Source organism: Vibrio sp. Vb1729, from assembly GCF_033338655.1.
In the GTDB taxonomy this organism is placed as follows: domain Bacteria; phylum Pseudomonadota; class Gammaproteobacteria; order Enterobacterales; family Vibrionaceae; genus Vibrio; species Vibrio alginolyticus.
Genome location: NZ_JAWOTB010000011.1, coordinates 578,312 through 600,623, shown reverse-complemented (window position 1 = coordinate 600,623; position 22,312 = coordinate 578,312). Strand labels below are relative to the sequence as shown.

The following is a 22,312-nucleotide window of genomic DNA, read 5'->3' as shown; positions in this document are numbered from 1 at the left end:
GATGGTGACAGGTAACGTCTTCGATGAGGTGTCGCCATCAAAGTCTGTTGCGATAATCGGGAAGTCGATTTGCAGACCGTCGCTATTCACCGCATGGTCTAGTGGGCCCTGCAGAGTAAAGGTGTAGCTGCCATCTGGCTTCACCACCAATTCAAATACGGCATTGCCATCTGCTGTGGCAGTGTAAGTAAAGCTACCATCACCATTTGTTGTCTCAGCAAGTACGACAGGCTCACCATGAGAGGTCAACCCTGCTACTGGATCTGCAGTTGCATCAAGCTGGTATTTAACAACGCTGTCTGAGCCTTCAGTTGTGCTGAAAGAGCCCGACATAAACGCATCATCGTTTTGGTCTGAGCCAATTGTTGCGAGATCATCTTCGTCTACTGTCAGTGGAACAACGTTATTAATGGTTGGAACGTCATCAGTAATCGTGACTGGAATGGTCGCGGTCGTCGTATCGCCATCAAAGTCTGTTGCAATGATTGGGAAGTTCAGTACTAGCTCATCGCTGTTTAACGCATGATCGATTGGACCTTCTAGACGGAAGCTGTATGTACCGTCTGCATTCACGTTCATGGTGAAAACCGGATTGCCATCCGCGGTAGCCACGTAAGTAAAGCTGCCATCGGCATTCGCAGTCTCTACCAAAGTAACAGGCTCACCTTGAGAAGTTAAACCTGCGACAGGATCAGAAGTTGAATCAAGTTGGTAGCTCACCACACGGTCTGAACCTTGGGTAGTGGTGAACGCGCCTTCAACAAACACAGCGTCAGTTTGGTCTGAGCCAATACCTGATAAATCATCTTCGTCTACAGCCAGAGGCAAAACATTATCGATGATTGGTGCATCATCCGTAATCGTGACTGGAATGGTTGCCGAAGTCGTATCACCATCAAAATCGGTGGCAATAATTGGGAAATCAATCGTCAGGCTGTCACTGTTAGCTGCATGGTCAATCGGGCCTTGCAGCGTAAAATCGTAAGTGCCATCTGTTGCTACGTTTAACGTGAATACCGGATTGCCGTCTGCGGTCGCCACATAAGTAAAGCTGCCATCACCGTTGGCGGTTTCCACCAAGATAATCGCCTCACCTTGAGAGGTCAGCCCCGCAACAGGATCAGCCGTTGAATCCAGTTGATAGCTCACCACTCGGTCAGAGCCTTGAGTGGTCGTAAACGCGCCTTCAACGAACAGATCGCCGCCTGGGTCTGAACCCACACCGCCAAGGTCATCTTCATCGACGCTCAACGCATCCACCGCTGTGATGGTCGGTACATCATCAACAATTGTGACTGGAATGGTTTCCGTAACGGTATCGCCATCAAAGTCGGTTGCGATAATTGGGAAGTTCAGTATCAGCTCATCACTATCAACCGCGTGATCAATTGGCCCCTCTAGTGTGAAGTTGTAAGAGCCATCAGTATTCACAGTCAAAGTAAATACAGGGTTGCCACCCGCAGTCGCTTCATAAGTGAAACTGCCGTCACCGTTTGCCGTTTCAGTCAGCGTTACCGCTACACCTTGCGATGTTAAACCGTCAACTGGTGTTGATGTGCCATCGAGTTGGTAGCTCACCACTCGGTCTGAACCTTGTGTGGTGGTGAAGTTACCATCAATAGAAATTGGATTGCTTTGGTCTGAACCGATTGACGCTAGATCATCTTCATCAACCGTAATGGTGTCGACGTCGGTAATAACAGGCTTATCGTCCACGATCGTCACAGGGATCGTGGCGTTTGTGGTATCGCCATCAAAGTCTGTTGCGATGATTGGGAAGTTCAGTGTCAGCTCGTCGCTATCAACAGCATGATCGATTGGACCTTCAAGCGTGAAGTTATAGCTACCATCAGTATTCACTGTCAGCGTAAAGACCGCTTCAGTCCCCGCTGTCGCCTCGTAAGTAAAGCTGCCATCACCATTTGCGGTTTCCGTCAGTGTGACTGCCACGCCTTGTGATGTGAGTCCAGCCACTGGTGTTGCTGAAGCATCAAGCTGATAGCTCACTACTCGGTCAGAGCCTTGTGTGGTGGTGAAGCTACCATCAATAGAAATCGGGTCAGTCTGGTCCGAACCAATCGTGCCTAAATCATCTTCATCAACAGTAATCGCATCAACATCGGTAATAGTTGGCTTATCATCCACGATGGTAACAGGCAATACGATTTGGCTTGTGTCACCATCGAAGTCTGTAGCAATAACGCTAAAATCAAGGGTTAAGCTGTCGCTATTTGCCGCATGGTCAATTGGACCTTGCAGCTCAAAACTGTACGAGCCGTCGGTATTCAAAATTAATGTGAAAACTGCACTGCCATTTGCCGTTGCGCTGTAGGTGTAACTGCCATCTGCATTTTGCGTTTCGGCAATGGAAACGGTTTGACCTTGAGATTGCAGGCCATTTAAAGAATCAGCGTTTACATCCAACTGATACTGTACGACGCCATCAGAACCTTGAGTTGTCGTAAACTGACCTTCGACCAGCGTTGACTGTGATTGGTCAGAGCCTACCAAACTTAAGTCATCTTCATCGACGGTAAGAGCGACAACGTCATTAATGGTTGGCACATCATCGGCAATGGTTACCGGTAGAACAAGTGAACTGGTGTCACCGTCAAAGTCCGTTGCGACAATAGTGAAGTCTAGAGTTAAGCTATCGCTACCCACAGCATGATCGATTGGACCTTCAAGGGTAAATGAATAAGAACCGTCAGGGTTCACTTGTAAGGTGAAGATAGCGTCCCCTTCTGCCGTTGCAGAATAGGTAAAGCTGCCATCTGAATTGGTTGTTTCCGTCAGAGAGATAGATCGCCCCTGCGATTCCAACCCATTGAGTGGATCAGTGCCGCTCTCTAATTGATAACTTACAACACGGTCTGAGCCCTGAGTCGTCGTGAAGCTACCTTGCGCGAACACAGAGTCGCTTTGATCGGAGCCAATGCTTGATAAATCGTCTTCATCGACGGCTAGCGCATCAACGCCATCAATCGAAGGAACGTCATCTTGAACTTGAATGACAATTTGCGCAGCTTCTGGTGTGTTCGAACCTTCGGTAATAGAGGAGCGGTCACCATCCGCATCTACCGCGTAAACTGGCAGTGAGAAAGTGAGCGAGTCATCGTTAGCACCCGTATGGTCAAGTTGTTCATACAAGTTGAATTGGTATTCGCCCAATGCAGGTGCATCAATCGCCACATCAAATACGGTAATACGCACACCATCCAGCTCGATGAAGCCTTCGTAAGTACGTACGCCGTTACTCTCGGACGCTAGTTCTAGTTGAACAACCTGCCCTTGAGATTGGAGTTCTCCACCAACATTGAACTCTGTAGGTTCCAACTCATAGTGATCAATGATGTCACTTCCGACCGCTGTCGTGATCGACCCAGTACCACTTGTTACTGCCGCGCCTTCCTGTGAACCTTGGTCAACCCCCGCCTCATCTAAAGACAAGCCCGTCACGTTCTCAATCACTGGGTTATCGCCATCGAGGATGGTCATCGTAAAGGTGTTGCTTGCCGTATCTTGGTCATAGTCGACGATTGTGGTTGGTAAAGAGAGCTCAATCGTATCTTCACCGTTTGTTTGTTCTAACGGCTTAAATTGCTCAAATTGGTAGGTACCATCAGTATTCAGACTGATGGTTAAGACGGTTTCATTCGAGCCAGCAATGGACAAGGTGATAGTACTGCCGTCTTCAGAGAGTACCGCTTCTGTCGCCTGATTATCACTCAGTAGGCCATCGAACTGACTAAGTCCTTCTTGATTAAACGTGACCGTTGCCAATTGATCACTACCAATATCAACAAAGGTGCCAGTAATTGGTGTAGAAGAAGATTCAACGTTTTCAAAAGTAACGTTTTGCGGCGCAGGATCATCGCCATCAATAACGGTTGTCGTAAAATCGATAGGCGCTTGAATGCTGTTACCACCAATATCTGCACCTGTAATATCAAAAGCAATATTGATTTGATCACCGACGATCGATACTTGGCCATCAGCAACAGACGCAACATGGTCAACGCCCTGGCTAATCGTGGTAACGACTTCTAACTCTAAATCACGGCCTACAGATGTCGCTTCGATCTCGATACGAAGCACTTCGTTACCTTCTTGAGTACCGATAATGGCATTTTGCGCTTCGTCATAAACGAACGCCACTGGCTGACCACCAGAGGTAATATCACTGTTAAGCTCAGTCAACAAAGACTCTAAAGAAGACGTTTCGGGTACAAATGAAGCAGTATCAAGTGCGAGATCCCCTGCTTCAACCAGCACACTAGACGAAATGGTTTGCGGGTAGCTTGATAGAGAAATTGAGCCTTCTGTTACGCTAGATTGCAGTGACTGCCCACCATCAGCAAAAATCGTGACATTCAAACCGTCATCTTCGTCGCGATCATCTTCTCCGCTGCGAGTCGCAGACGTTTCAAAAAAAGTAGAAGCGAGTACTTCCGGGTTATTATATTCAACCGTCACGTAGCCAGCATTAGCCGAGCCTTCAGCACCTGCGCCAGCAGCTGTTGCTTCTAAGATAGCGGTAGGGTCAGCTCCGTCTAAAATAGCTTGCTGGATAGCGGCAATATCGTTGGCGCCGAAGTCAGCACTTCCAATAGCCGTTGGGTCAAAAGTCACCAAGCCATTAACTGGAGATTGTACCAATACTGGTTCTAACGGTTCAGAAGAAGGCACAGGAAGACAAGCAACACAATTTGCATCGACCAGATAAAGCTCATTATTTATCTGTACGTCGAGAGAAGCATTATTTTCTGTGATAATAATCTCGCCAGGTCTTAACTCATCCCCCGCTTTTATGACCTTAACGTTTCCATCCAGGCCCAAAACCAAAACTTCACCTTTGACAGCATTTACAATCGCGCTCTGCGGTACCGTGTGCGTACTCATCTGACCTCCGCTAATGGCTTACGTTTCCCATTAACCTTTTTAGATAATTTCTTATTAATTTAGTGCGGCATACTGCACACCTTTATACGATTAAACTAAGTATTGAATCATTAAACAATCGATAAATACCCTACTACCAAGCAACATAAGTAAAACTTACTCGTAGTCACAGAAATGTGACACATGTGCTGACGCGTAGATATCGAATAATTATATGAAATTGATACCTTATTCTGATTAAGTGTAGTTGTTTTAAGAAAAGAAGAGAGATGAAATCATTCAGCTAAACGCCAGACTGCCGGTTGCGATCAATAATGGAAGAAAAGCAATGAGAATGTTGTATACACCGGAGCGTGATGACATCTTAATCAATATCGGTGACGAAAAAAACGTAACGATTAAATATTGAACAACATAAATTGCAGGACAAAATGCAACGATAAAAAAGTGGCTTACGATATGAATCCCCGCACACCACGAGTTCGGTTTTGTTCTGATATACAGCAAAAAAAACACGAGCAAGCTAATAATAAAATACATAAACACAGCACTTGAAAATAATTATCATTTTCAATCATATGTAAATATTCCCTTACTTTCAATGGTGTTTGAGCTATTAATGTCATCGTTATTATCAATCAACACAATAAGTAAAATTATCAGTAATTCCAGTCCTAAACGTTTGCGTAATCGCTAACCTTCTCTTAACCTTGATTTGAGGCTTTTATCACGGTTTTTCCATTGATATAGTGCGTCCATACAACAAAAAAAGACCATTCGAGGCATGGAGCTTCCTCATTAATCTCAAGATGAGAAGAATTGGTACCGACAAAATTCGGCAGATTTTAAGAGGGTCAAAAAATGGACATGAATATGGTTGAGATTTTAGGTTATGCAGCTTCAATCATGGTCGCTATTTCGCTAACTATGAAAGATATTGTTAAGCTTCGTATCCTTAACTTTATTGGTTGTGCGCTATTTACTGCTTACGGACTAATGATTGATTCTTGGCCTGTAGTACTAACTAACGGTTTTATTGCTTGCGTTAACATCTACTTCCTAGCAAAAATGCAGCAGGAAAAAAAAAGCCTAGAGCCTGAGAAAGCGCAATAGCATTCAAACAATAAAAGCCCGCAAATCATAAGATTGCGGGCTTTTGCTTTTAACATTCCCTTTCTATCACAGCATCCTTAAACGAGCGCTAACGAACCCAGCTAAGTGCTAGTGTTTCTCGACGAGAAAACATGTCCACATGCGATGAAATGATCGCCTTCACCGTATTCAGTTTCTCTTCTGAATCCGCCTCACAGGTTATAGTTAAGCTAGATGCACAAAGGTTAAACTCAGCTTTTCCCGTCGGAAATGTCACCAAACCGCTATTTTCATTCCAAGTAGCAGGAACTTTTCGTCCAAAATGCCGACAAAGCGTCACTAAGTATTTGTCAGCGTGTTCGCTATCTATTCGGGTGCTTTCTTTAATCATGAACTTACTCGTTACTTTGAAACGTCCTATGAAGAACCTTGTTAGAATTGATAAGCTGCAGAGAGCTTGAAGTTGCGACCCGGCTCGTAGTCATCAAGCGTGAAGCCACGTGCAGTCCCCGAACGAGACGCATGAGAGCTGTACAACTCGTCAAATACATTATCAATACCAAAGGTCACCGACAGCCCATCAATATCAGACGGCACCCATTGAGCGTATAGATTATGCACATCATAACTTGCTTTCTTTGGCTGACCATCAAAGACGTTGTCTTCCTCTAGAACAAACATTGAGTTCCACCCGAAGATCGTTTCTAAAGCGTCTGACTGGTAATCCAAAGTTAGAGCAATGCTATCACCCATATCAATGCTACGCCCATTGCCCCCAGCAACAGGACCACCAGTATTCTTGTTTTTGGTGTCCGACTTAGAGTAAGAAAGTTTGCTGTTAAACTTGTCGTAACCATAAGAAGCACTTGCTTCAAAGCCTTTAATCTCAACATCACCTAAGTTGTAAATCAGGTAAGTTTGAGTCGCGTTTTGGTACTGATCTGCAATGTAATCATCAATTTCCGTTTGGAATACCGTAATATTCGCCCCAAAGAAATGCTTATCAAAGGTTTTATCAAAACGAACACCACCCTGCGTGTTCAATCCCGTTTCTGGCTTTAACCCATCCTCTAAAAATGCAACGTCTTGGTAAGCAATAAAGGTTTCCATTAGCTCTGGACCTTTAAATAGAGAGCGTGCACTCGCAAACAACGTCCAATCTTGCGTCACCGCCCATTCTGCTGCTAGAGCCCAAGTCACATCATCATAATTACTGGTTCCTGTCTCAGCTTTGCGTTTGTAATCATCAAAGCGCATACCTGCAGTAATAAAGAAGGCATCAGAGAAGAAGAACTGATCTTCTACAAACAGTGCGGTTGAAATCGCCGATTCGTCCATAAACTTACGACTACCGTAGTAACTCGAAGACGTTTTATCCATGTAGTCGAAGCCATAAGTGACTCGATTATCAAATTCACCCAACATAACATCTGACTGGAATTTGCCATTCAAACCAAAGTTTTGGTTTTTGGCGGTGTTCTTTGATAAACGGTTCGAGGGCCAACGAGGGGCCATCACCGTTTCGTCACGTTTAATTTCTGTCTCGGTATTATAAAGAGTGACGTTTCCTTGGTGTTGTTCGCCTCGCAACTCGTAACTCAAGGTAACGGTATCGCGGTCATAATCCGTAGGGATAAGTAACTTGCTCGACAGGCTATTATTTGCACTACCCGACATATCAGGACGCGGACTGTAATCTCCACTGTCTCGGTACATGTCATAAGAGAGCTCAAAACGATGGATGTCATTTAGTTCATACCCCAGCTTAGCCAGAATGTTGTAAACATCACCTGCAGCACCATAGGTTTTATTGCCATCACCATCTTCAAAATCAGCACGCGTAACGTAATGGCCATAGACCATCGCATCAATGTTTTCGGACAAAAGTCCGTACAGTGTCAACGAACCTTGTTGGTTGTCGTTGGATGCATAGCCGCCATAAACACGCGCACCAAACTTTTCATCGTAACGAAGTAAGTCACGAGCGTCTTTCGTTTCAAAGTAGACCGAACCGCCTAACCCGTTTTGAGTCACAGAGTTATTACCTACCTGAATGTCCGCAGATTTGAGAATGTCAGGGTTCAACGTCAAGTTACCAATATGATGGAACATGCTCGCATGCTGAGAAGCACCGTCAAGACGAATGTCCAAATCGGTTTCGCTCAAACCACGAATCGTAATACGTTGATTCACAGAGTGTGTGCCACCAACATCCACACCGGGAATATCGCGCAGTAAATCAGACATATGATCCGCTTGCTTCAGTGACATGTCGTCCGCAAACATCGACTCAGTGTTGCTGGAAACTTTCGTTCCCCATACAACGACCTCTTCAAAATGTGACTCAGTATCTTGAGCTAAAACAGGGGTTGATAGCGCCATTCCCACTGCAAGGCAAAGGCTTGAAAGCTTGATAGGTGAACAAGCAGGGCTTTCCATAACTTAACTCCTAAATATTAATGATAATAATTCTCAGGTATAATAAGCATGAGTTTTATAAATACAAAGGCGATTCGGTTATGCGAAATCGCACAAGTGTTATGAGGAAGTGTCAAATGCAGGAAGTCACAACAAAACGAACTAAAATTGCCAAGATAGCTTTAACCCAAAGACTAGAGGCGACAGAGAAACAATGGATTGTCACGCAAGGCCAACCTTGTCAAACTCAACTGGCCGAAGGTAAGTTCCTATCATATCAGTACAATGATCAAATTTTTGTTCATGGCGGGCGTTGTCTAGAACTTATTGATTCGAATATTGTTTCTACTGCACACGCCTCACTGCTGGTCACTATTCTTTTAGAAGGTAGACTCTCGTTTGGCTACGACGATTTGCAATTTGATTTAGACGCGAGCGACGGCCCTAAGGGTGTAGTGGTGAACTTACTCAAACCTGCAAATTTTCGTCGTTCACTGCTCAAAGATAACCTCATTAATAAGATCAACATATTGGTTAAGCCCCAATGGCTAGAGGCCCGCCTTGTGCAAAATTGTAGTCATCGAGCCTTTTTTAACTCTCATCAGGCGTTTCAACAGTTGGAGCCTAACCAGACGCTATGCGAGCTGGCCGAAACGTTAACAAATAGAGAAACACCGCAAGAGTTCCAAGAAAAGCTAGAGGTCGAAAGCTTGATCTATCAAATATTACATCAAGCCACCAAGCAAATTCCTAAGAATTTCAGTGCTAAAAACAGCAGTATTGAACGACACATTGATGGTCGAATTGAGGATATTGTCAGCTATATTGAAACTCACCTTGATCAAGAACTACGCTTGGAAAAGTTGGCGAGCCAATTCTCAATGAGTGTTTCAAACCTGCAGCGTCGATTTAAACAATCACTTAATATGACCATAAACGGCTACATTCGTTTTCGACGTCTTGAGATTGCTAGGCAACATTTGGAACGTGGCCTAGTGACGATAACAGAAGCCGCCTATGAAGCCGGATACCACCACCCTTCTAACTTCACTTATGCCTTTAAAAAGGCATTTGGTGTGCCACCACATGAAGTGATTAAAGAGTAAGGGGACTCTAGGTAACTGACTGTTATTTAGGAGTGTCTTATCCACAACATCGGTATATACTCGCCTTAAACGTTATGGAGGTTAAACATGAATATTGGTGCCGTCGCGAAGCTCACTGGGCTTTCATCTAAGTCGATTCGATTATATGAAGACAAAGGGATCATATCTCCACCAGCGCGTAGCGACTCTGGCTATCGCGAATATTCAGATAATCATATTCAAGAGCTTAACTTGGTATCACGCGCAAAAAGCGCAGGCTTTTCGTTGCAAGAATGCAAAGAGTTCGTACAACTTGCTCATAACCCCAATCGCAAAAGTAGCGAAGTAAAAGCAAGAACCATGGACAAACTGAGAGAGGTTGAAGAAAAAATTGCACACCTCATGGAGATCAAAACGCAACTTGAAGGTTGGGTTTCTTCTTGTCCTGGAGATGCAGAGAGCCGATGCCCAATCATAGACGAGCTCACCAAGTAAGCCCGCCTATCTATTGATCTCGTTAAAAACGAACTAGCTCGCTTAATGATAAGTACACATGCGCTTACCGTTTAACTCTATGATGTTAAATGGCGTTTCATAGATGTCCTCTAGCGTAGATGCTTGAATCACCTCTTCAACCGCACCACTCGCCACAACCTTGCCTTTCTTAAGCGCCAATATGACATCTGAGTAACACGCCGCGAAATTAATATCATGAATCACGACCACCATAGCTTTATTCATGTCATGGGCTAACTGCTGCACAACTTTCATGATCTGAAGAGAGTGTTTGATATCTAAGTTATTAAGAGGTTCATCAAGAAAGACATAATCTGTATCTTGTGCAATCACCATAGCAATAAATGCAAGCTGTCGCTGACCACCACTTAATTCATCCAAGTATTTGTCTTGAATATCTTGCAAATCTAAGTAGTCGATCGCTTGTTCTATGACCTCATGATCTTCTTTAGTCAGATTTCCTTTAGAGTATGGGAAACGACCAAAAGAGACTAACTCTTTTACGGTAAACCGCATTGTAATCGAGTTAGCTTGGCGAAGTACTGCCAGTTTTTTCGCTAGCTCTTTTGTGTCCCATTCCGCGATTTCCTTGCAATCAATGATAACACTACCGCCATCTCGCTCCGTTAAGCGCGAGGCCATAGATAACAGCGTGCTCTTTCCCGCGCCATTTGGACCGATAATCGATGTTACCTTGCCCTTTTCAAACTGAGTATTGGCCTCGTCTACGACTTTGTTTGAACCGAAAGCCTTCGTTAATTTATCTATTACTATCATATTTATACAACTTTGTTTTTCAGCAGCAGGTATAAGAAATACGCACCGCCGATAAAGTTAATTACGACACTCAACGTCGTCTCAAAACTGAACACGTTTTCGATTATCCATTGCCCAGCAAGTAGTGAACTTATGGATAGAAACGAACATCCGACCAATAGCGTTTTATGTTGGTAACTTCGGAACATTTCTCGGCTTAAGTTGGTCACTAGTAAACCAAAGAACATGATTGGCCCTACCAAAGCCGTAGAAATAGCAATCAAAACCGCCGAGATAATAAACACATTTCTCGTCACTTTAGGTACATCAACACCCAAGCTTTTCGCATTGTCTTGGTCGAGCCAAAACACATCTAAAGTGCGATGCATCCTAAACAACAACCAACATGCAAACATCAAAGCCGGAGCACTAAAGTAAACCAAGTTCACTTTGACATTATTGAAACTGGCGTACAGTTTCGACTGAACAATTGCATATGTGTTTGGGTCCATCAGCAAAGAAAAGAATGACGCCGCATTGGAAAATAGCTGACCAAAGATCAAGCCGACCAATAGCAACGTAATCAAGTTCTTGCTGCCTTTTGAAAAGTAAAACCCAAACAGCAGTAGCGAAAACGACACCATTACAATTACTGCAATCGCGAAATTGACGTACAAGTTAAGAACTAAGGTACTCAACCCACCAAAAATCAACACGATCAAAATTTGGGTTAACACATACAGCGCATCAAAACCCATGATACTTGGCGTTAAAATTCGGTTGTGCGTAATGGTTTGAAATACAAGTGAAGACTGAGCAATGGCCACACCCGCTAGCACTATCGCCAATACTTTAGGAACTCTACGAGACAAAAAATATTGGTAGTTGTCAGCCGTTAGCCCAATACCAATAAACAGACACGCGAAAAGAATCGCAATGCCACCTAGCAGCAGGATTTTCGTTGAATCACGCATGTTGCTTACCTCGCAACAACATTGCGATGAATACCACGCCACCCAATATGCTAATCACGATAGAGATTGGCATTTCATGAGGGAAAATAATTAAACGACTCACCAAATCGCAACACAACACTAAAATGGCCCCATACATGGCCGTAAGCGGAATGTTCTTTTTGAGGTTATCGCCATAAAAGTGACTCACGAGATTCGGTACAATCAGCCCTAAGAATGGCAACTGGCCAACAATCATCACGACACTTGCTGACATGATGGACACCAATAGCACGCCAATCGTCACAACCTGCTGATAATTCAAACCCAAGTTAATCGCGAAATCTTTTCCGATACCTACGGCAGAGATCCTTGCGGCAAAAAGATAGCTGAGGATAACCATTGGTACCGCGATGTACAGCAGTTCAAAATCACCACGCAAGATGTTGGCGAAGTTTGCGACTGTCCAAGCATTCAGACTTTGAAGTGCATCATATTTGTAAGCGATAAACGTAGTCATGGATTGGATGACATTGCCGAAAATAATCCCGACAAGTGGCACAAAAACCACGCTCTTAAATTGAATGCGCTGAATAAAGAAAACAAACGCCAGCGTCCCAAATACCGAGATGCCGAACACGAGCCAAAGGTGATTATCATTACCAAAGAAAACCACGCTCAGTACATAGCCCAGCATGGCACATTCGATCGTACCAGTTGTAGAAGGTGCCGCAAATCGGTTCTGGCTGATTTGCTGCATGACAAGACCCGCAATACTCAAGCCAGCACCAGCAAGCAATATGGCAAATAAACGTGGTATACGGCTGGTAAAGAAAAGTTCTAATGCTTTCTCATCACCTGAAAAGAGTTGTTGGGGCGTCATGTTTGCCACCCCAACAAATAACGAAACCGTGCTTAAAACCACAAGGGTTAGCAATAACTTCTTCAAAGTTAACCTCTGCTATCTTGGATTACAGTTCAACGGTTTGCTTTATCTCACTGACCATTTTTTCTGTTGCTGTCACACCAGACATCGACAAGTACCACGCGTCCACATCTAAATAAGTGATTTTATGATTTTTATATGCCGCAGTCGCTTTGACTAAGTCGTTATCCATGGATTTACGAATATCGTTATCCGGCGTACCTGTCAGAGAATTTCGGTCAACCACGAGAATATTTTTCGGGTTAGCTTCACGAATAAACTCATAAGAAATGACATCTCCGTGAGTGCCCGTTTTCACGTGCTCAACCGTTTCCAAGAAGCCAAAGTCGTTATAAATGACGCCAAATCGCGACTGGGCACCAAACGCGCTGATGTTGTCACCCATGCTCAAAATCGTTAATGCATCATTTTTGTTCGATTGGTTGTAGTCACGGATTGCTTTAAATTGAGCATCTAGCGCTTCAATTTTCTGCTCTACTTTTTCTTCGATATTGAAGATCTTACCAATATTGCGCCATTGCGCTTGCGTGCCTTCCCAATAGCCTTGGTTCTCTTTCGCAGCAAAAACAACTGTAGGGGCAATTTCACTCAGCTCTTCATATTTCGCAGACGCTCGCGGACCAACCAAAATCAAATCCGGTTTTTGCATGTAGATGGTTTCAAAATCAGGTTCAAACAAACTACCCGCAGAGGTGTAGTTATCTTTGCTGTATTTTGAAAGGTAACTAGGAAGATTAGAAGAGTTAGATACTGCAACAGGATCGATACCAAAGTTGTCCAACGCATCTAGCGGGCCAAAGCCAATCACAACCACACGCTCTGGGGATTGTTCTAGCTCTGTTTGACCCATGTAGTGGTCAATCACAACTTTAGCAGCGAAAGAAGGAGAAACAGTAAATAACGACAGCATAGCCGCACCAACGAATTTTTTCATTTTGTTAAGCCTTAATGAGATCTATTATCATACGCGTTCGCAATATAACGCTACTCTTTAATGCATTCAACAAAATTTAAGGTACTTTACATTAGTTACGTTTACTCAAGACTTAGATATATCAAAGACTTATAAAACCCATCAGTTCCAATACCTGGGCGTATCATTCATGCGCTTCAATAAACGCTTTGAGTGCCAGCTCATCAATAATCTCCAAACCGTTGTCCGTTTTTGTAATCAATCCCTTTTCAATCAAGTCCTTAACTGCACGTCGATAGACTCGGCCTGAGGTACCAAACCGCTCAGCCTCTTGGTTCACTTTATCAAAACCACCAAGCAACTTATCCGTCTGATTACGGACGAGAAGATCATAGGCAATGTTGTAAGTAATGGGATGCAACAAACGATTAGTGTAGATATCCATGGAGTCTTGATAATCCTCAGCCAATGCTGAAGCGAAGAACACCATCATTTGGGGATGATTTTGCAGTGCTTCGGTTAGTTTTTGGATACAGATAACATCAACCTGCATATGTTCATCTGCTATCACACTCCATTGACAAGGAGTCTGAGTGAAGAACTCCATTTCACCATAAATATGATAGTCGCAGTTAGCTTCCCCTAATTGAAAACGTCGTCCATTTGCGGCCAATATGTTCATCGAGACTCGACCTACTGGCACAACATACAAGTACTGAAGTTGCTCACCTTGGCGGAGAATTGCTTCCCCAGCATCAAAGTAACGCGAATTTATTTGGCATTGATAAATCAAATCGCGAAAGGTGGCACTCTTTTCTTCAAGGTATGTTTTGAAGCGACCAGTCGGATAAGGGCTGATTTTCATTTTCTGCTCTCTCAGAAAAAGTTACGGACAACTATTTAAGGTGGATTGTACCCCGTAACTCCAAATAAAAAAGCGACAGTGACCTGTCGCTTTACATCTATTCTGTTTATGTGACTTACTGAGATAGAGACTGGCTAACGCTGAGCAACCAAGGCTTCTAATGCCGTAATCGCGGCACTCTTCTCACCTTGCATCATTACTTTGGCTTCATCAACGTACTGACCAACACCTTCTTTCACATCTTGTTGATACAGCACCACGTTGTTTAATATCGAAGCCACATGAAGGCCTCGTAGTCGACCGACCGTAAACAGCGCAGAGGTTTCCATATCGGCACCTAAGATGCCTTTCTTGTTCCAATGTTGGCATATTGCATCTTCGTCATCGGTATAGAAACTGTCGTGAGAACGCACCACACCAAAATGATAATGCACTTTTTGCATCGACAAGTAACGCTCAACTTCCTTTAACAGTGAAAAGCTTGCGTAGGCTGGATAAGACGAATCGACATACGCTTTAGAGCCGCCCTCATCTCTTACCGCGCCTTCGGCAATGATCAACTCGCCAAGATGAATGCCTGATTGCATTGCCCCCGCAGATCCAACGCGTACCACATGAGTCACACCGCACTGTTTTAGCTCTTCCACTGCGATGATCATCGATGGCGCACCTATACCTGTACTACATACTGAAACAGGCTTGCCTTTGTAGTTGCCGGTAAACACACGGTACTCGCGGTTTTCCGACACCATTTCTGCATCATCAAATAATGCCGCGATACGATTCGCTCGATCTGGCTCGCCGCATACAATAACGAGGGGAGCGATTTGTGTTTCATCCACTCCGATATGAGGTTGTTTGGCCATTTTTCGTTCCTTACGCAGCAGCGTGCGCTAAGGTTTTATCGCCATTGCGCTTAGCGCTACGAGCCCACTCACGCGTGCCATTGGCAGCGATGAACATAAGAATCGCGTACTGAACAGACATTGCGTAAACACCTTGCGTCGCGTAGATACCCACACTGATAATATTAATCACAACCCATAGAATCCAGTTTTCGACGTATTTACGTGTCATCAGAATTTGTGCAACAACAGAAAGTACTGTCATGGTTGCATCCCAGAACGGAAACGCGTCAGGTTCAAGCACCGGTTCAGCCAAGCTAGCACCAAAGAGATTCAAGCTATCAAAAGCAATGTTTGCTAGCGCAAAGAAAAATGGGTCGATATAGATCGTTAATAATGCGATACATGCAACGCTAATAGAGGCAGTAGTAATAAGTTTCTGTTTATTTAACCAGCGAACCTCCAGCGTTTCACCTTGTGCGTTTGGACGAGTCCACGCATACCAGCCGTAAATGTTCGCACAGAAGAAAAACAATTGAAGAAGCAATAATCCGTATAACTGAATTTGAAAAAAGATAACGGCAAAAAGCGTGACATTCAGCAAACCGAATAAGTAGTTGATGGTTTTTTCTTGGCTGGCAAACCAAATGCAAAGCAGTCCAAAAATTGTACCGAAAGCTTCGATCCAACTCATTGCGTAGCCGTCGCCGATCGGAATGTTAACGAGAGTATTATTAATATCGAGTAAGGCAAAGAGGTCCATAACATGTCCTTTATTATTTTGTTTGGAATACGCTTATATTAGAGCGTGATCCCCAACAAAAAGGAGGACATTTGTCCTCCTCTTGATGCACTCGATCATAAATCAGATTCATTACTTACTTGAAAGTACCTATTTATCTCAATTATTCATTCCAAATGAACTAGGACTCGTGTCCTAGGTAGCGCTTTTTGAACGTCGATGCTGACGCGAACAGTAAAGTCGAAGCAAATGTAAACACCACGCCAGCCAAGTATACATACTCTTCATTCGCAAGTAGTTCATAAACACTCACGACAAACACCGTTAATACTAGTGAAATATTGAAACGGTGAAACCACGGCCTCTTTACTGAATACTGTGCATATCTCTTAACTAACATAAAGATTTTCCATTCATCTCAATAATTTATAAATCTAATTATAGGCTTTATTAATAATAAGCTTTTTAAGCACTATCGACACGAAATCTTTCGAGTTACTCGCAAAAAATCACACTTTTCAAATGTTGAGTTAATAAATTCGAACATCTGTTTTGCATGCTTATTTATTTTTTAGCCCATTTTTTTATAAATTATATGCACTAAATTTGTTAACCATGCGTTTGTTTTTAATTAAGAGAAATTCGTCACACTGTTGCGTACAACCAATGTTGGTTCCAGTTGAACGACTTGAGCGTCGTTAGATTTGTCGTCCAGTCCTCGGACAAGAGTCTCAACGGCAGCCTGCCCCAAACGGTACTTAGGCTGATGAATGGTAGTTAGCGATGGCGACATAAATTTCGCGATATGGATGTCATCGTAACCAATAATGGACAGGTCGTCCGGCACTTTAATACCGAGCTCATTTGCGGCGTTAATCACACCCATCGCCATCATATCGTTAGAGACGAAAATCGAGCTGGGTAATGCGCCACGCTGAGCCATTTTTTTGAACGCTTGATACCCACCCTCACATTCGAAGTCCGATTCAATGATCCAATTGGCATTAAATTCCAAGCCCGCTTCGTTCATTGCTCGCTTATAACCTTCGTATCGCATTTGCGCTTGGTGTTTAATCAAAGGGCCAGTGATGCACCCAATTTCGGTATGGCCGCAATCAATTAAGTATTTCGCCGCTAAGTAACCGCCACGAAGTGAGTTGTCTTGGATTTTATCACTTGTAAATAGCATCGGCCCCCAGTCCATTACCACTACTGGGATATCTGGGTAACGCTCAAATACATCGATACGCTCTCCTTCTAGCGACGAACACATCAAAATCAAACCATCGACACGCTTTTGCAATAGCGTATTAATGGATTGACGCATACGTTCGTTATCACCCTCGGTGTTACATAAAATGAGGCTGTAGCCTTTTTGGTAGCAGCTGCGTTCGACGCCTTTTACGACTTCGCCAAAGAATGGGTTGGTTGAGGTTGTCACGAGCATACCAATGGTTTTGGTACGATTAACTTTGAGGCTACGCGCCAACGCAGAGGGCGCGTAGTAGTTAAGCTCTTTTGCGGCATTGTTAACGCGTTCAGAGATCTCTTCGCTCACAAAACGCGTCTTGTTAATAACATGGCTCACTGTTGAAGTGGAAACCCCTGCCAGTTTTGCGATGTCTTTCATCGTCGCCATGTTACTACTCCTATTTTAATGAGGCATTGTGCGCCTTATTGTTCAGCGAGAAACGCGTCCACCTCTTCGCGGGTTGGAATCGACGTTTGCGCGCCAAAGCGGGTCACAGAAATTGCAGCCGCCGCATGTGCAAACTTAATCGCTGATTCTAAAGGTAAATCTTCTAGGAGACCAGTGACGAATGCCCCATTAAATGTATCGCCCGCTGCGGTAGTATCCGTCGCTTCAACGCGGAAACCCGAGATGATTTCGCCTCGACCGTTTTGGCTTAGCCAAACGCCTTTTGCACCGAGTGTGATCATGACAATTTCTATACCTTTACCATGTAGCTCATTCGCCGCTTCTTGCGCGCTTTCGTTGTCTGTTACAGTAATACCTGTCAGAACTTCAGCTTCCGTTTCATTTGGTGTAATCACGTCAATGCAAGACAGTAATTCATCTGACAGTTCGCGAGCTGGCGCTGGGTTCAGAATGACATTGGTTTTGGCATCTTTCGCTACACGCGCAGCTTTCTCAATGCCGCACATCGGCGTTTCCAATTGCATTAACAAGTAATCTGCTTGGCGAATACGCTCTAAATCTGGCTCAATCGCTTCTGCTGTCAGTTTGGCGTTTGCTTCAGCTGAAATGCAAATGCTGTTCTCACCACTGTCCGACACTTGAATCATCGCGATACCTGTCGGGCAATTTGGCTGCATCTTCACACCAGTGATATCGATGCCGTCCATTTTGAAGTTTTCGCGAATGTTAATGCCGAATGAGTCGTCGCCCACACAAGCGATAAAACCTATGTCTGCATTTAATCGCGCCGCCGCGACGGCTTGGTTGGCACCTTTGCCACCTGGGATAACTTGATAGTTGCGACCATGCAGCGTCTCGCCTGGGCGAGGGAAAGAAGGCACTTGAAGAACATGGTCAGCGTTTACACTACCTAACACCACTAACTTATTCATACGGTTATCCTCGGTTCTGAATGAACCCTTTTTAAAAACTGTTTAGGAAAATACATTAGATGTCTTTAACTTCTCTTCCTGATGAAGGAGTCTCGATAAAAAGCCAAAGGCATCTATACCCCACACTTTGCAGTATTTTGGGTAAGTTTGCCCTCACCTCCTAAACGACAGATATAAACGGAGGAGAGAGCAAAAATTAGGATGATTTATTGAACTTAAAACTTACTTAGTGACTACTTTTAGTGGTACTGGGATGTACTCTTCTACTTCTTCACCTTTCAAAACTTTGTCAGCCGTTTCAACACCTAAAGCACCGATAAGGTCTGGTTGCTGAGCAATAGTTGCCGCTAGTTTGCCACGGTTAACTGCTGCAATGCCGTCTTCCGTACCATCAAAACCAACGATAACGACATCTTTGCCAGAAGCTTGAACTGCGCGAAGTGCACCTAGCGCCATTTCATCATTCTGTGCAAATACCGCTTGTACATCCGGGTTAGCCGCTAGCAGATTTTCCATTACGTTTAGACCTTTCGTGCGGTCAAAGTCAGCCGGTTGGCTAGCAAGAAGATCCATATCGCTGCCCTTCACGGCATTCATAAAGCCTTCACCGCGCTCACGCGCTGCCGATGTGCCCGCAATACCTTCAAGTTGAATGACTTTTGCTTTTTCGCCGACTTTTTCCATGATGTAGTGGCCTGCCATTTCACCACCAATTACGTTGTCCGACGCGATGTGACTCACGACTTCACCACGGCTTGCACCACGGTCTAATGTCAACACAGGGATCTTAGAACGGTTCGCCATACGAATTGCATTAGACACTGCATCAGAATCCGTTGGGTTGATAAGAATTGCTTTTACGCCGCGAATACTTAAATCCTCGATGTTCGACAGTTCTTTACTCGGGTCATTTTGCGAGTCCAGTACAATTAAGTCGTACCCCAATTCTTTCGCTTTTGCTTCCGCACCGTCTTTCATCGTTACGAAGAACGGGTTGTTTAGCGTCGAAACCACAATCGCCATGGTATCTTGAGCTTGCGCCGCTACCGATACGGTTGAAGAAAGAAGTGCAGCAGAGATAAGAGTTGCAAGTTTTTTCATCGTTCTAGTCCTTTGTGTAGGGTGAGCCAGTACACGTCCCCTGACTCGGTTTGTATTCACTGTTTTATATATACAGATTGTTATGAATTACTTGTTTTTGTTGTCTACCAATACCGCCAGCAAGATAACCACTGCTTTTGCAATCATTTGGTAGTAGGAAGAAACATCAAGTAGGTTAAGTGCATTGTTCAAGAAACCGATGATCAGCGCACCAATCAAGGTACCCATGATACGACCTTTACCGCCCATCAAGCTGGTACCGCCAAGAACAACCGCTGCGATAGCGTCTAGCTCGTAGCCCATACCCGCTGTTGGCTGCGCCGAAGAAAGACGAGACGTTACGATAATACCTGCAAGCGCTGCTAGCATACCGCAGATGGCGTAGACACCAATCTTCACTCGGTCTACATTGATACCTGATAGGCGAGTCGCAGACTCGTTGCCGCCTAGTGCGTAAACATAGCGACCAAAGCGCGTGTGGTTAAGTAAATACCAAGCCGCTGCGAACACAACCACCATTAACCAAACAGGAACCGGAATGCCTAGCGCGTAGCCAGTACCAAACCATGCAAACGCATCTGCGGTGTCAGTAAAGCCTGTCGAGATTGGTCGACCTTCGGTGTACACCATGGTCACACCACGTAGTAACGTCATGGTAACCAGCGTAGCGATAAATGCCTGCACCTTACCCTTCGCAATAATGATACCGCTGATCGCACCTAACGCTGCACCTGCGACTAAAGCAGTTGGAACCGCCACTAGCACCGGAACCTCAAGCGCAATCATGCTTGCCGCAAAGGCACCACACAATGCCAATACCGAACCAACACTTAAGTCGATGCCTGCTGTTAAAATAACTAATGTCATACCCACTGCGATAATGGCATTCACGGAGGTTTGACGAAGAATGTTGAGAATGTTGTCGACCGTAAAAAAGTTCGGGTTCAAAAATGACACAACAACGATCAGAAAGATCAAAGCTATCAGTGATTTTTGCTCAATCAGCCACTCTTTTGTGAACAACTTCTTGTTGCCAGTTTCGGTTGGTTTGCTCATGGTATTCGTACTCATGCTGCTTCCTCATTGATCTCTTTGCCTACGGCACAGGCGAGTAATTTTTCTTGATCGGCGTCTTTCGCATCAAATTCGCCAGTGATACGACCTTCATGCATCACTAAAATACGGTCGCTCATGCCGAGCACTTCAGGCATCTCGGAAGAAACCAAGATGATGCTCATGCCTTCGGCCTTAAACTTGTTGATGAGCTGATAAATCTCTTTTTTTGCTCCGACATCAACACCACGTGTCGGCTCATCCAGAATCAGAACTTTAGGTTTCGTCATTAACCCTTTCGCTATCGCAACTTTTTGCTGGTTACCACCAGATAAGTTGCCGATGATTTGATCTCGCGTTGGGGTTTTAATGTTGAATAACTTAATAAAATCTTCCACAGCAATCACTTCGTCGCTGTGTTGAATCTGGAAGCCTTTGGTCAGCTGGTTTAGCGAACAAAGTGACATGTTCTCCTTAACTGAAAGACCTAAAACCAAACCATCGCCTTTGCGATCTTCAGAGATGTAAGCGATACCATTTGCCAAGCCATCTTGCGGGCTAACCGGGTTAATAGTTTTGTTGTCAAGATTGATAACACCATGCTCACTAGGTAATGCGCCGTAAATGACTTTCATGAGTTCAGTGCGGCCTGCGCCCATCAAGCCAGAAATTCCGAGAATCTCACCGCGCTTGAGAGTAAAGCTCACATCCTGAACGCCAGACCCAGTCAAACCAATGACTGCAAGACAGGTTTCGCCATGTTGGACATCAATACGTGGATATTGCTCTTCTAATTTTCGGCCAACCATCATTTCAATTAGGCCATCTTCATCAGTGTCGGACACCTTGCACTCACCGATAAACTTACCATCACGAAGCACGGTAATATCATCACAGATTTCAAAGATTTCTTTAAGACGATGCGAAATGTATACGATGCCGCATCCTTGCTCGCGGAGCTCATTAATCACTTTAAACAGTGATTCCGTTTCGGTATCGGTCAGTGCGTCCGTTGGTTCATCCATAATGATGACTTTCGACTCAAACGAAAGTGCCTTTGCAATTTCCACCATTTGTTGTTCACCAAGGCTTAAATCGCCAAGCAATGTTTTTGATGAGTGCTTTACATTGAGACGTTTTAAAAGCTTGTCAGCTTCGTCATACATTTTGCCCCACTGGATACGCCCTAAGGAGCCAGTGAACTCTCGTCCCAAGTAAATATTTTCGGCAATCGTCAGTTCAGGAATCAGGTTCAGCTCTTGGTGAATAATGCTAATACCAGCTTCCTGTGAATCGCGTGGCCCTTTAAAGGCCGCCGGCTGACCTTGATATTGAATGCTCCCCGCATCCATGTGGTAAATGCCTGTCAACACCTTCATTAACGTTGACTTGCCTGCTCCATTTTCACCCATCAGCGCCATAACACGGCCTGGATAAACATTCAGGCTTGCTTTGTCGAGTGCTTTTACGCCCGGAAACGCCTTCTCAATTTCGCTTAGTTGTAGAATGGCTTGAGTCATAATCTGTCCTCAA

Annotated in this window: 19 protein-coding genes; 3 read left to right on the top strand and 16 right to left on the bottom strand. The window is 44.4% G+C overall.

The window, feature by feature from the left end; all coding sequences use genetic code 11:
- A partial coding sequence (locus R7E29_RS07500) for a retention module-containing protein (protein WP_318082546.1) occupies window positions 1–4,902 on the bottom strand: 4,902 nt, incomplete at its 3' end.
- A gap of 861 nt (window positions 4,903–5,763) precedes the next feature.
- Here R7E29_RS07500 and R7E29_RS07495 point away from each other — a divergent pair.
- Entirely contained in the window at window positions 5,764–6,015 is a 252-nt protein-coding gene (locus R7E29_RS07495; protein WP_005376619.1) for a YgjV family protein, read from the top strand.
- A gap of 88 nt (window positions 6,016–6,103) precedes the next feature.
- Here R7E29_RS07495 and R7E29_RS07490 read toward each other — a convergent pair whose 3' ends face one another.
- Together R7E29_RS07490 and R7E29_RS07485 are read right to left on the bottom strand one after the other, a co-directional pair.
- Window positions 6,104–6,385, bottom strand: a complete 282-nt coding sequence (locus R7E29_RS07490; RefSeq protein WP_005376622.1) for a DUF2218 domain-containing protein — start codon at window positions 6,383–6,385, stop codon at window positions 6,104–6,106.
- A gap of 41 nt (window positions 6,386–6,426) precedes the next feature.
- Window positions 6,427–8,433, bottom strand: a complete 2,007-nt coding sequence (locus R7E29_RS07485) for a TonB-dependent siderophore receptor (RefSeq protein WP_054576049.1) — start codon at window positions 8,431–8,433, stop codon at window positions 6,427–6,429.
- 116 nt (window positions 8,434–8,549) lie between these two features.
- Here R7E29_RS07485 and R7E29_RS07480 point away from each other — a divergent pair, with 116 nt between their 5' ends.
- Both R7E29_RS07480 and cueR read left to right on the top strand, forming a co-directional pair.
- Window positions 8,550–9,518 carry a helix-turn-helix domain-containing protein gene (locus R7E29_RS07480; protein ID WP_054576050.1) on the top strand — a complete coding sequence of 323 codons (969 nt, stop codon included), beginning with the start codon at window positions 8,550–8,552 and terminating at the stop codon, window positions 9,516–9,518.
- 87 nt (window positions 9,519–9,605) lie between these two features.
- The gene (cueR, locus tag R7E29_RS07475) at window positions 9,606–9,992 is read left to right on the top strand and encodes a Cu(I)-responsive transcriptional regulator (RefSeq protein ID WP_005376627.1); all 387 of its coding nucleotides are present in this window, start codon (window positions 9,606–9,608) and stop codon (window positions 9,990–9,992) included.
- A 42-nt stretch (window positions 9,993–10,034) separates the two neighbouring features.
- On the opposite strand, the gene vctC is transcribed toward cueR, so the two are convergent.
- From vctC to rbsA, 13 genes are all read right to left on the bottom strand, one after another.
- Complete coding sequence (vctC, locus tag R7E29_RS07470) at window positions 10,035–10,790, bottom strand: iron chelate ABC transporter ATP-binding protein VctC (RefSeq protein ID WP_017635379.1); 756 nt, start codon at window positions 10,788–10,790, stop codon at window positions 10,035–10,037.
- 2 nt (window positions 10,791–10,792) lie between these two features.
- Window positions 10,793–11,743 (bottom strand): iron chelate uptake ABC transporter permease subunit VctG, encoded by a 951-nt coding sequence (vctG, locus tag R7E29_RS07465; protein WP_005376631.1) that lies wholly within the window; start codon window positions 11,741–11,743, stop codon window positions 10,793–10,795.
- Window positions 11,736–12,671 carry an iron chelate uptake ABC transporter permease subunit VctD gene (vctD, locus tag R7E29_RS07460; RefSeq protein ID WP_017820306.1) on the bottom strand — a complete coding sequence of 312 codons (936 nt, stop codon included), beginning with the start codon at window positions 12,669–12,671 and terminating at the stop codon, window positions 11,736–11,738. Before vctD ends, vctG begins: the two co-directional genes overlap by 8 nt.
- Before the next feature lie 22 nt (window positions 12,672–12,693).
- Entirely contained in the window at window positions 12,694–13,602 is a 909-nt protein-coding gene (locus R7E29_RS07455; protein ID WP_005376635.1) for a siderophore ABC transporter substrate-binding protein, read from the bottom strand.
- A 163-nt stretch (window positions 13,603–13,765) separates the two neighbouring features.
- On the bottom strand, window positions 13,766–14,446 hold the full coding sequence (locus R7E29_RS07450; protein ID WP_054576051.1) for a Crp/Fnr family transcriptional regulator: 681 nt from the start codon (window positions 14,444–14,446) through the stop codon (window positions 13,766–13,768).
- Between the two features lie 134 nt (window positions 14,447–14,580).
- Complete coding sequence (locus R7E29_RS07445; protein ID WP_017635382.1) at window positions 14,581–15,312, bottom strand: nucleoside phosphorylase; 732 nt, start codon at window positions 15,310–15,312, stop codon at window positions 14,581–14,583.
- Window positions 15,313–15,322: 10 nt separating this feature from the next.
- Window positions 15,323–16,054 carry a nicotinamide riboside transporter PnuC gene (gene pnuC / locus R7E29_RS07440; RefSeq protein WP_318082542.1) on the bottom strand — a complete coding sequence of 244 codons (732 nt, stop codon included), beginning with the start codon at window positions 16,052–16,054 and terminating at the stop codon, window positions 15,323–15,325.
- Window positions 16,055–16,214: 160 nt separating this feature from the next.
- A complete protein-coding gene (locus R7E29_RS07435) occupies window positions 16,215–16,433 on the bottom strand; it encodes a hypothetical protein (protein ID WP_005499106.1) in 219 nt (72 codons plus the stop codon).
- 231 nt (window positions 16,434–16,664) lie between these two features.
- The gene (locus tag R7E29_RS07430; RefSeq protein ID WP_053304493.1) at window positions 16,665–17,672 is read right to left on the bottom strand and encodes a substrate-binding domain-containing protein; all 1,008 of its coding nucleotides are present in this window, start codon (window positions 17,670–17,672) and stop codon (window positions 16,665–16,667) included.
- A 35-nt stretch (window positions 17,673–17,707) separates the two neighbouring features.
- Complete coding sequence (rbsK, locus tag R7E29_RS07425) at window positions 17,708–18,625, bottom strand: ribokinase (protein ID WP_053304494.1); 918 nt, start codon at window positions 18,623–18,625, stop codon at window positions 17,708–17,710.
- Between the two features lie 222 nt (window positions 18,626–18,847).
- Complete coding sequence (gene rbsB / locus R7E29_RS07420) at window positions 18,848–19,726, bottom strand: ribose ABC transporter substrate-binding protein RbsB (RefSeq protein ID WP_005373143.1); 879 nt, start codon at window positions 19,724–19,726, stop codon at window positions 18,848–18,850.
- An 87-nt stretch (window positions 19,727–19,813) separates the two neighbouring features.
- Window positions 19,814–20,797, bottom strand: coding sequence for a ribose ABC transporter permease (gene rbsC / locus R7E29_RS07415; RefSeq protein ID WP_005382618.1), 984 nt, complete (start codon window positions 20,795–20,797; stop codon window positions 19,814–19,816).
- A complete protein-coding gene (rbsA, locus tag R7E29_RS07410; protein ID WP_053304495.1) occupies window positions 20,794–22,299 on the bottom strand; it encodes a ribose ABC transporter ATP-binding protein RbsA in 1,506 nt (501 codons plus the stop codon). The genes rbsC and rbsA overlap by 4 nt, the downstream gene beginning before the upstream one ends.
- Between the last annotated feature and the right edge of the window lie 13 nt (window positions 22,300–22,312).

Coding starts and splice junctions, on each gene's coding strand:
- vctG (WP_005376631.1), bottom strand. CDS start 11,743: ATGCGTGATTCAACGAAAATCCTGCTGCTAGGTGGCATTGCGATTCTT.
- vctC (WP_017635379.1), bottom strand. CDS start 10,790: ATGATAGTAATAGATAAATTAACGAAGGCTTTCGGTTCAAACAAAGTC.
- rbsB (WP_005373143.1), bottom strand. CDS start 19,726: ATGAAAAAACTTGCAACTCTTATCTCTGCTGCACTTCTTTCTTCAACC.
- R7E29_RS07430 (WP_053304493.1), bottom strand. CDS start 17,672: ATGGCGACGATGAAAGACATCGCAAAACTGGCAGGGGTTTCCACTTCA.
- rbsA (WP_053304495.1), bottom strand. CDS start 22,299: ATGACTCAAGCCATTCTACAACTAAGCGAAATTGAGAAGGCGTTTCCG.
- R7E29_RS07485 (WP_054576049.1), bottom strand. CDS start 8,433: ATGGAAAGCCCTGCTTGTTCACCTATCAAGCTTTCAAGCCTTTGCCTT.
- R7E29_RS07480 (WP_054576050.1), top strand. CDS start 8,550: ATGCAGGAAGTCACAACAAAACGAACTAAAATTGCCAAGATAGCTTTA.
- cueR (WP_005376627.1), top strand. CDS start 9,606: ATGAATATTGGTGCCGTCGCGAAGCTCACTGGGCTTTCATCTAAGTCG.
- rbsC (WP_005382618.1), bottom strand. CDS start 20,797: ATGAGTACGAATACCATGAGCAAACCAACCGAAACTGGCAACAAGAAG.
- R7E29_RS07495 (WP_005376619.1), top strand. CDS start 5,764: ATGGACATGAATATGGTTGAGATTTTAGGTTATGCAGCTTCAATCATG.
- R7E29_RS07490 (WP_005376622.1), bottom strand. CDS start 6,385: ATGATTAAAGAAAGCACCCGAATAGATAGCGAACACGCTGACAAATAC.
- R7E29_RS07445 (WP_017635382.1), bottom strand. CDS start 15,312: ATGGCCAAACAACCTCATATCGGAGTGGATGAAACACAAATCGCTCCC.
- rbsK (WP_053304494.1), bottom strand. CDS start 18,625: ATGAATAAGTTAGTGGTGTTAGGTAGTGTAAACGCTGACCATGTTCTT.
- pnuC (WP_318082542.1), bottom strand. CDS start 16,054: ATGGACCTCTTTGCCTTACTCGATATTAATAATACTCTCGTTAACATT.
- R7E29_RS07455 (WP_005376635.1), bottom strand. CDS start 13,602: ATGAAAAAATTCGTTGGTGCGGCTATGCTGTCGTTATTTACTGTTTCT.
- R7E29_RS07435 (WP_005499106.1), bottom strand. CDS start 16,433: ATGTTAGTTAAGAGATATGCACAGTATTCAGTAAAGAGGCCGTGGTTT.
- R7E29_RS07450 (WP_054576051.1), bottom strand. CDS start 14,446: ATGAAAATCAGCCCTTATCCGACTGGTCGCTTCAAAACATACCTTGAA.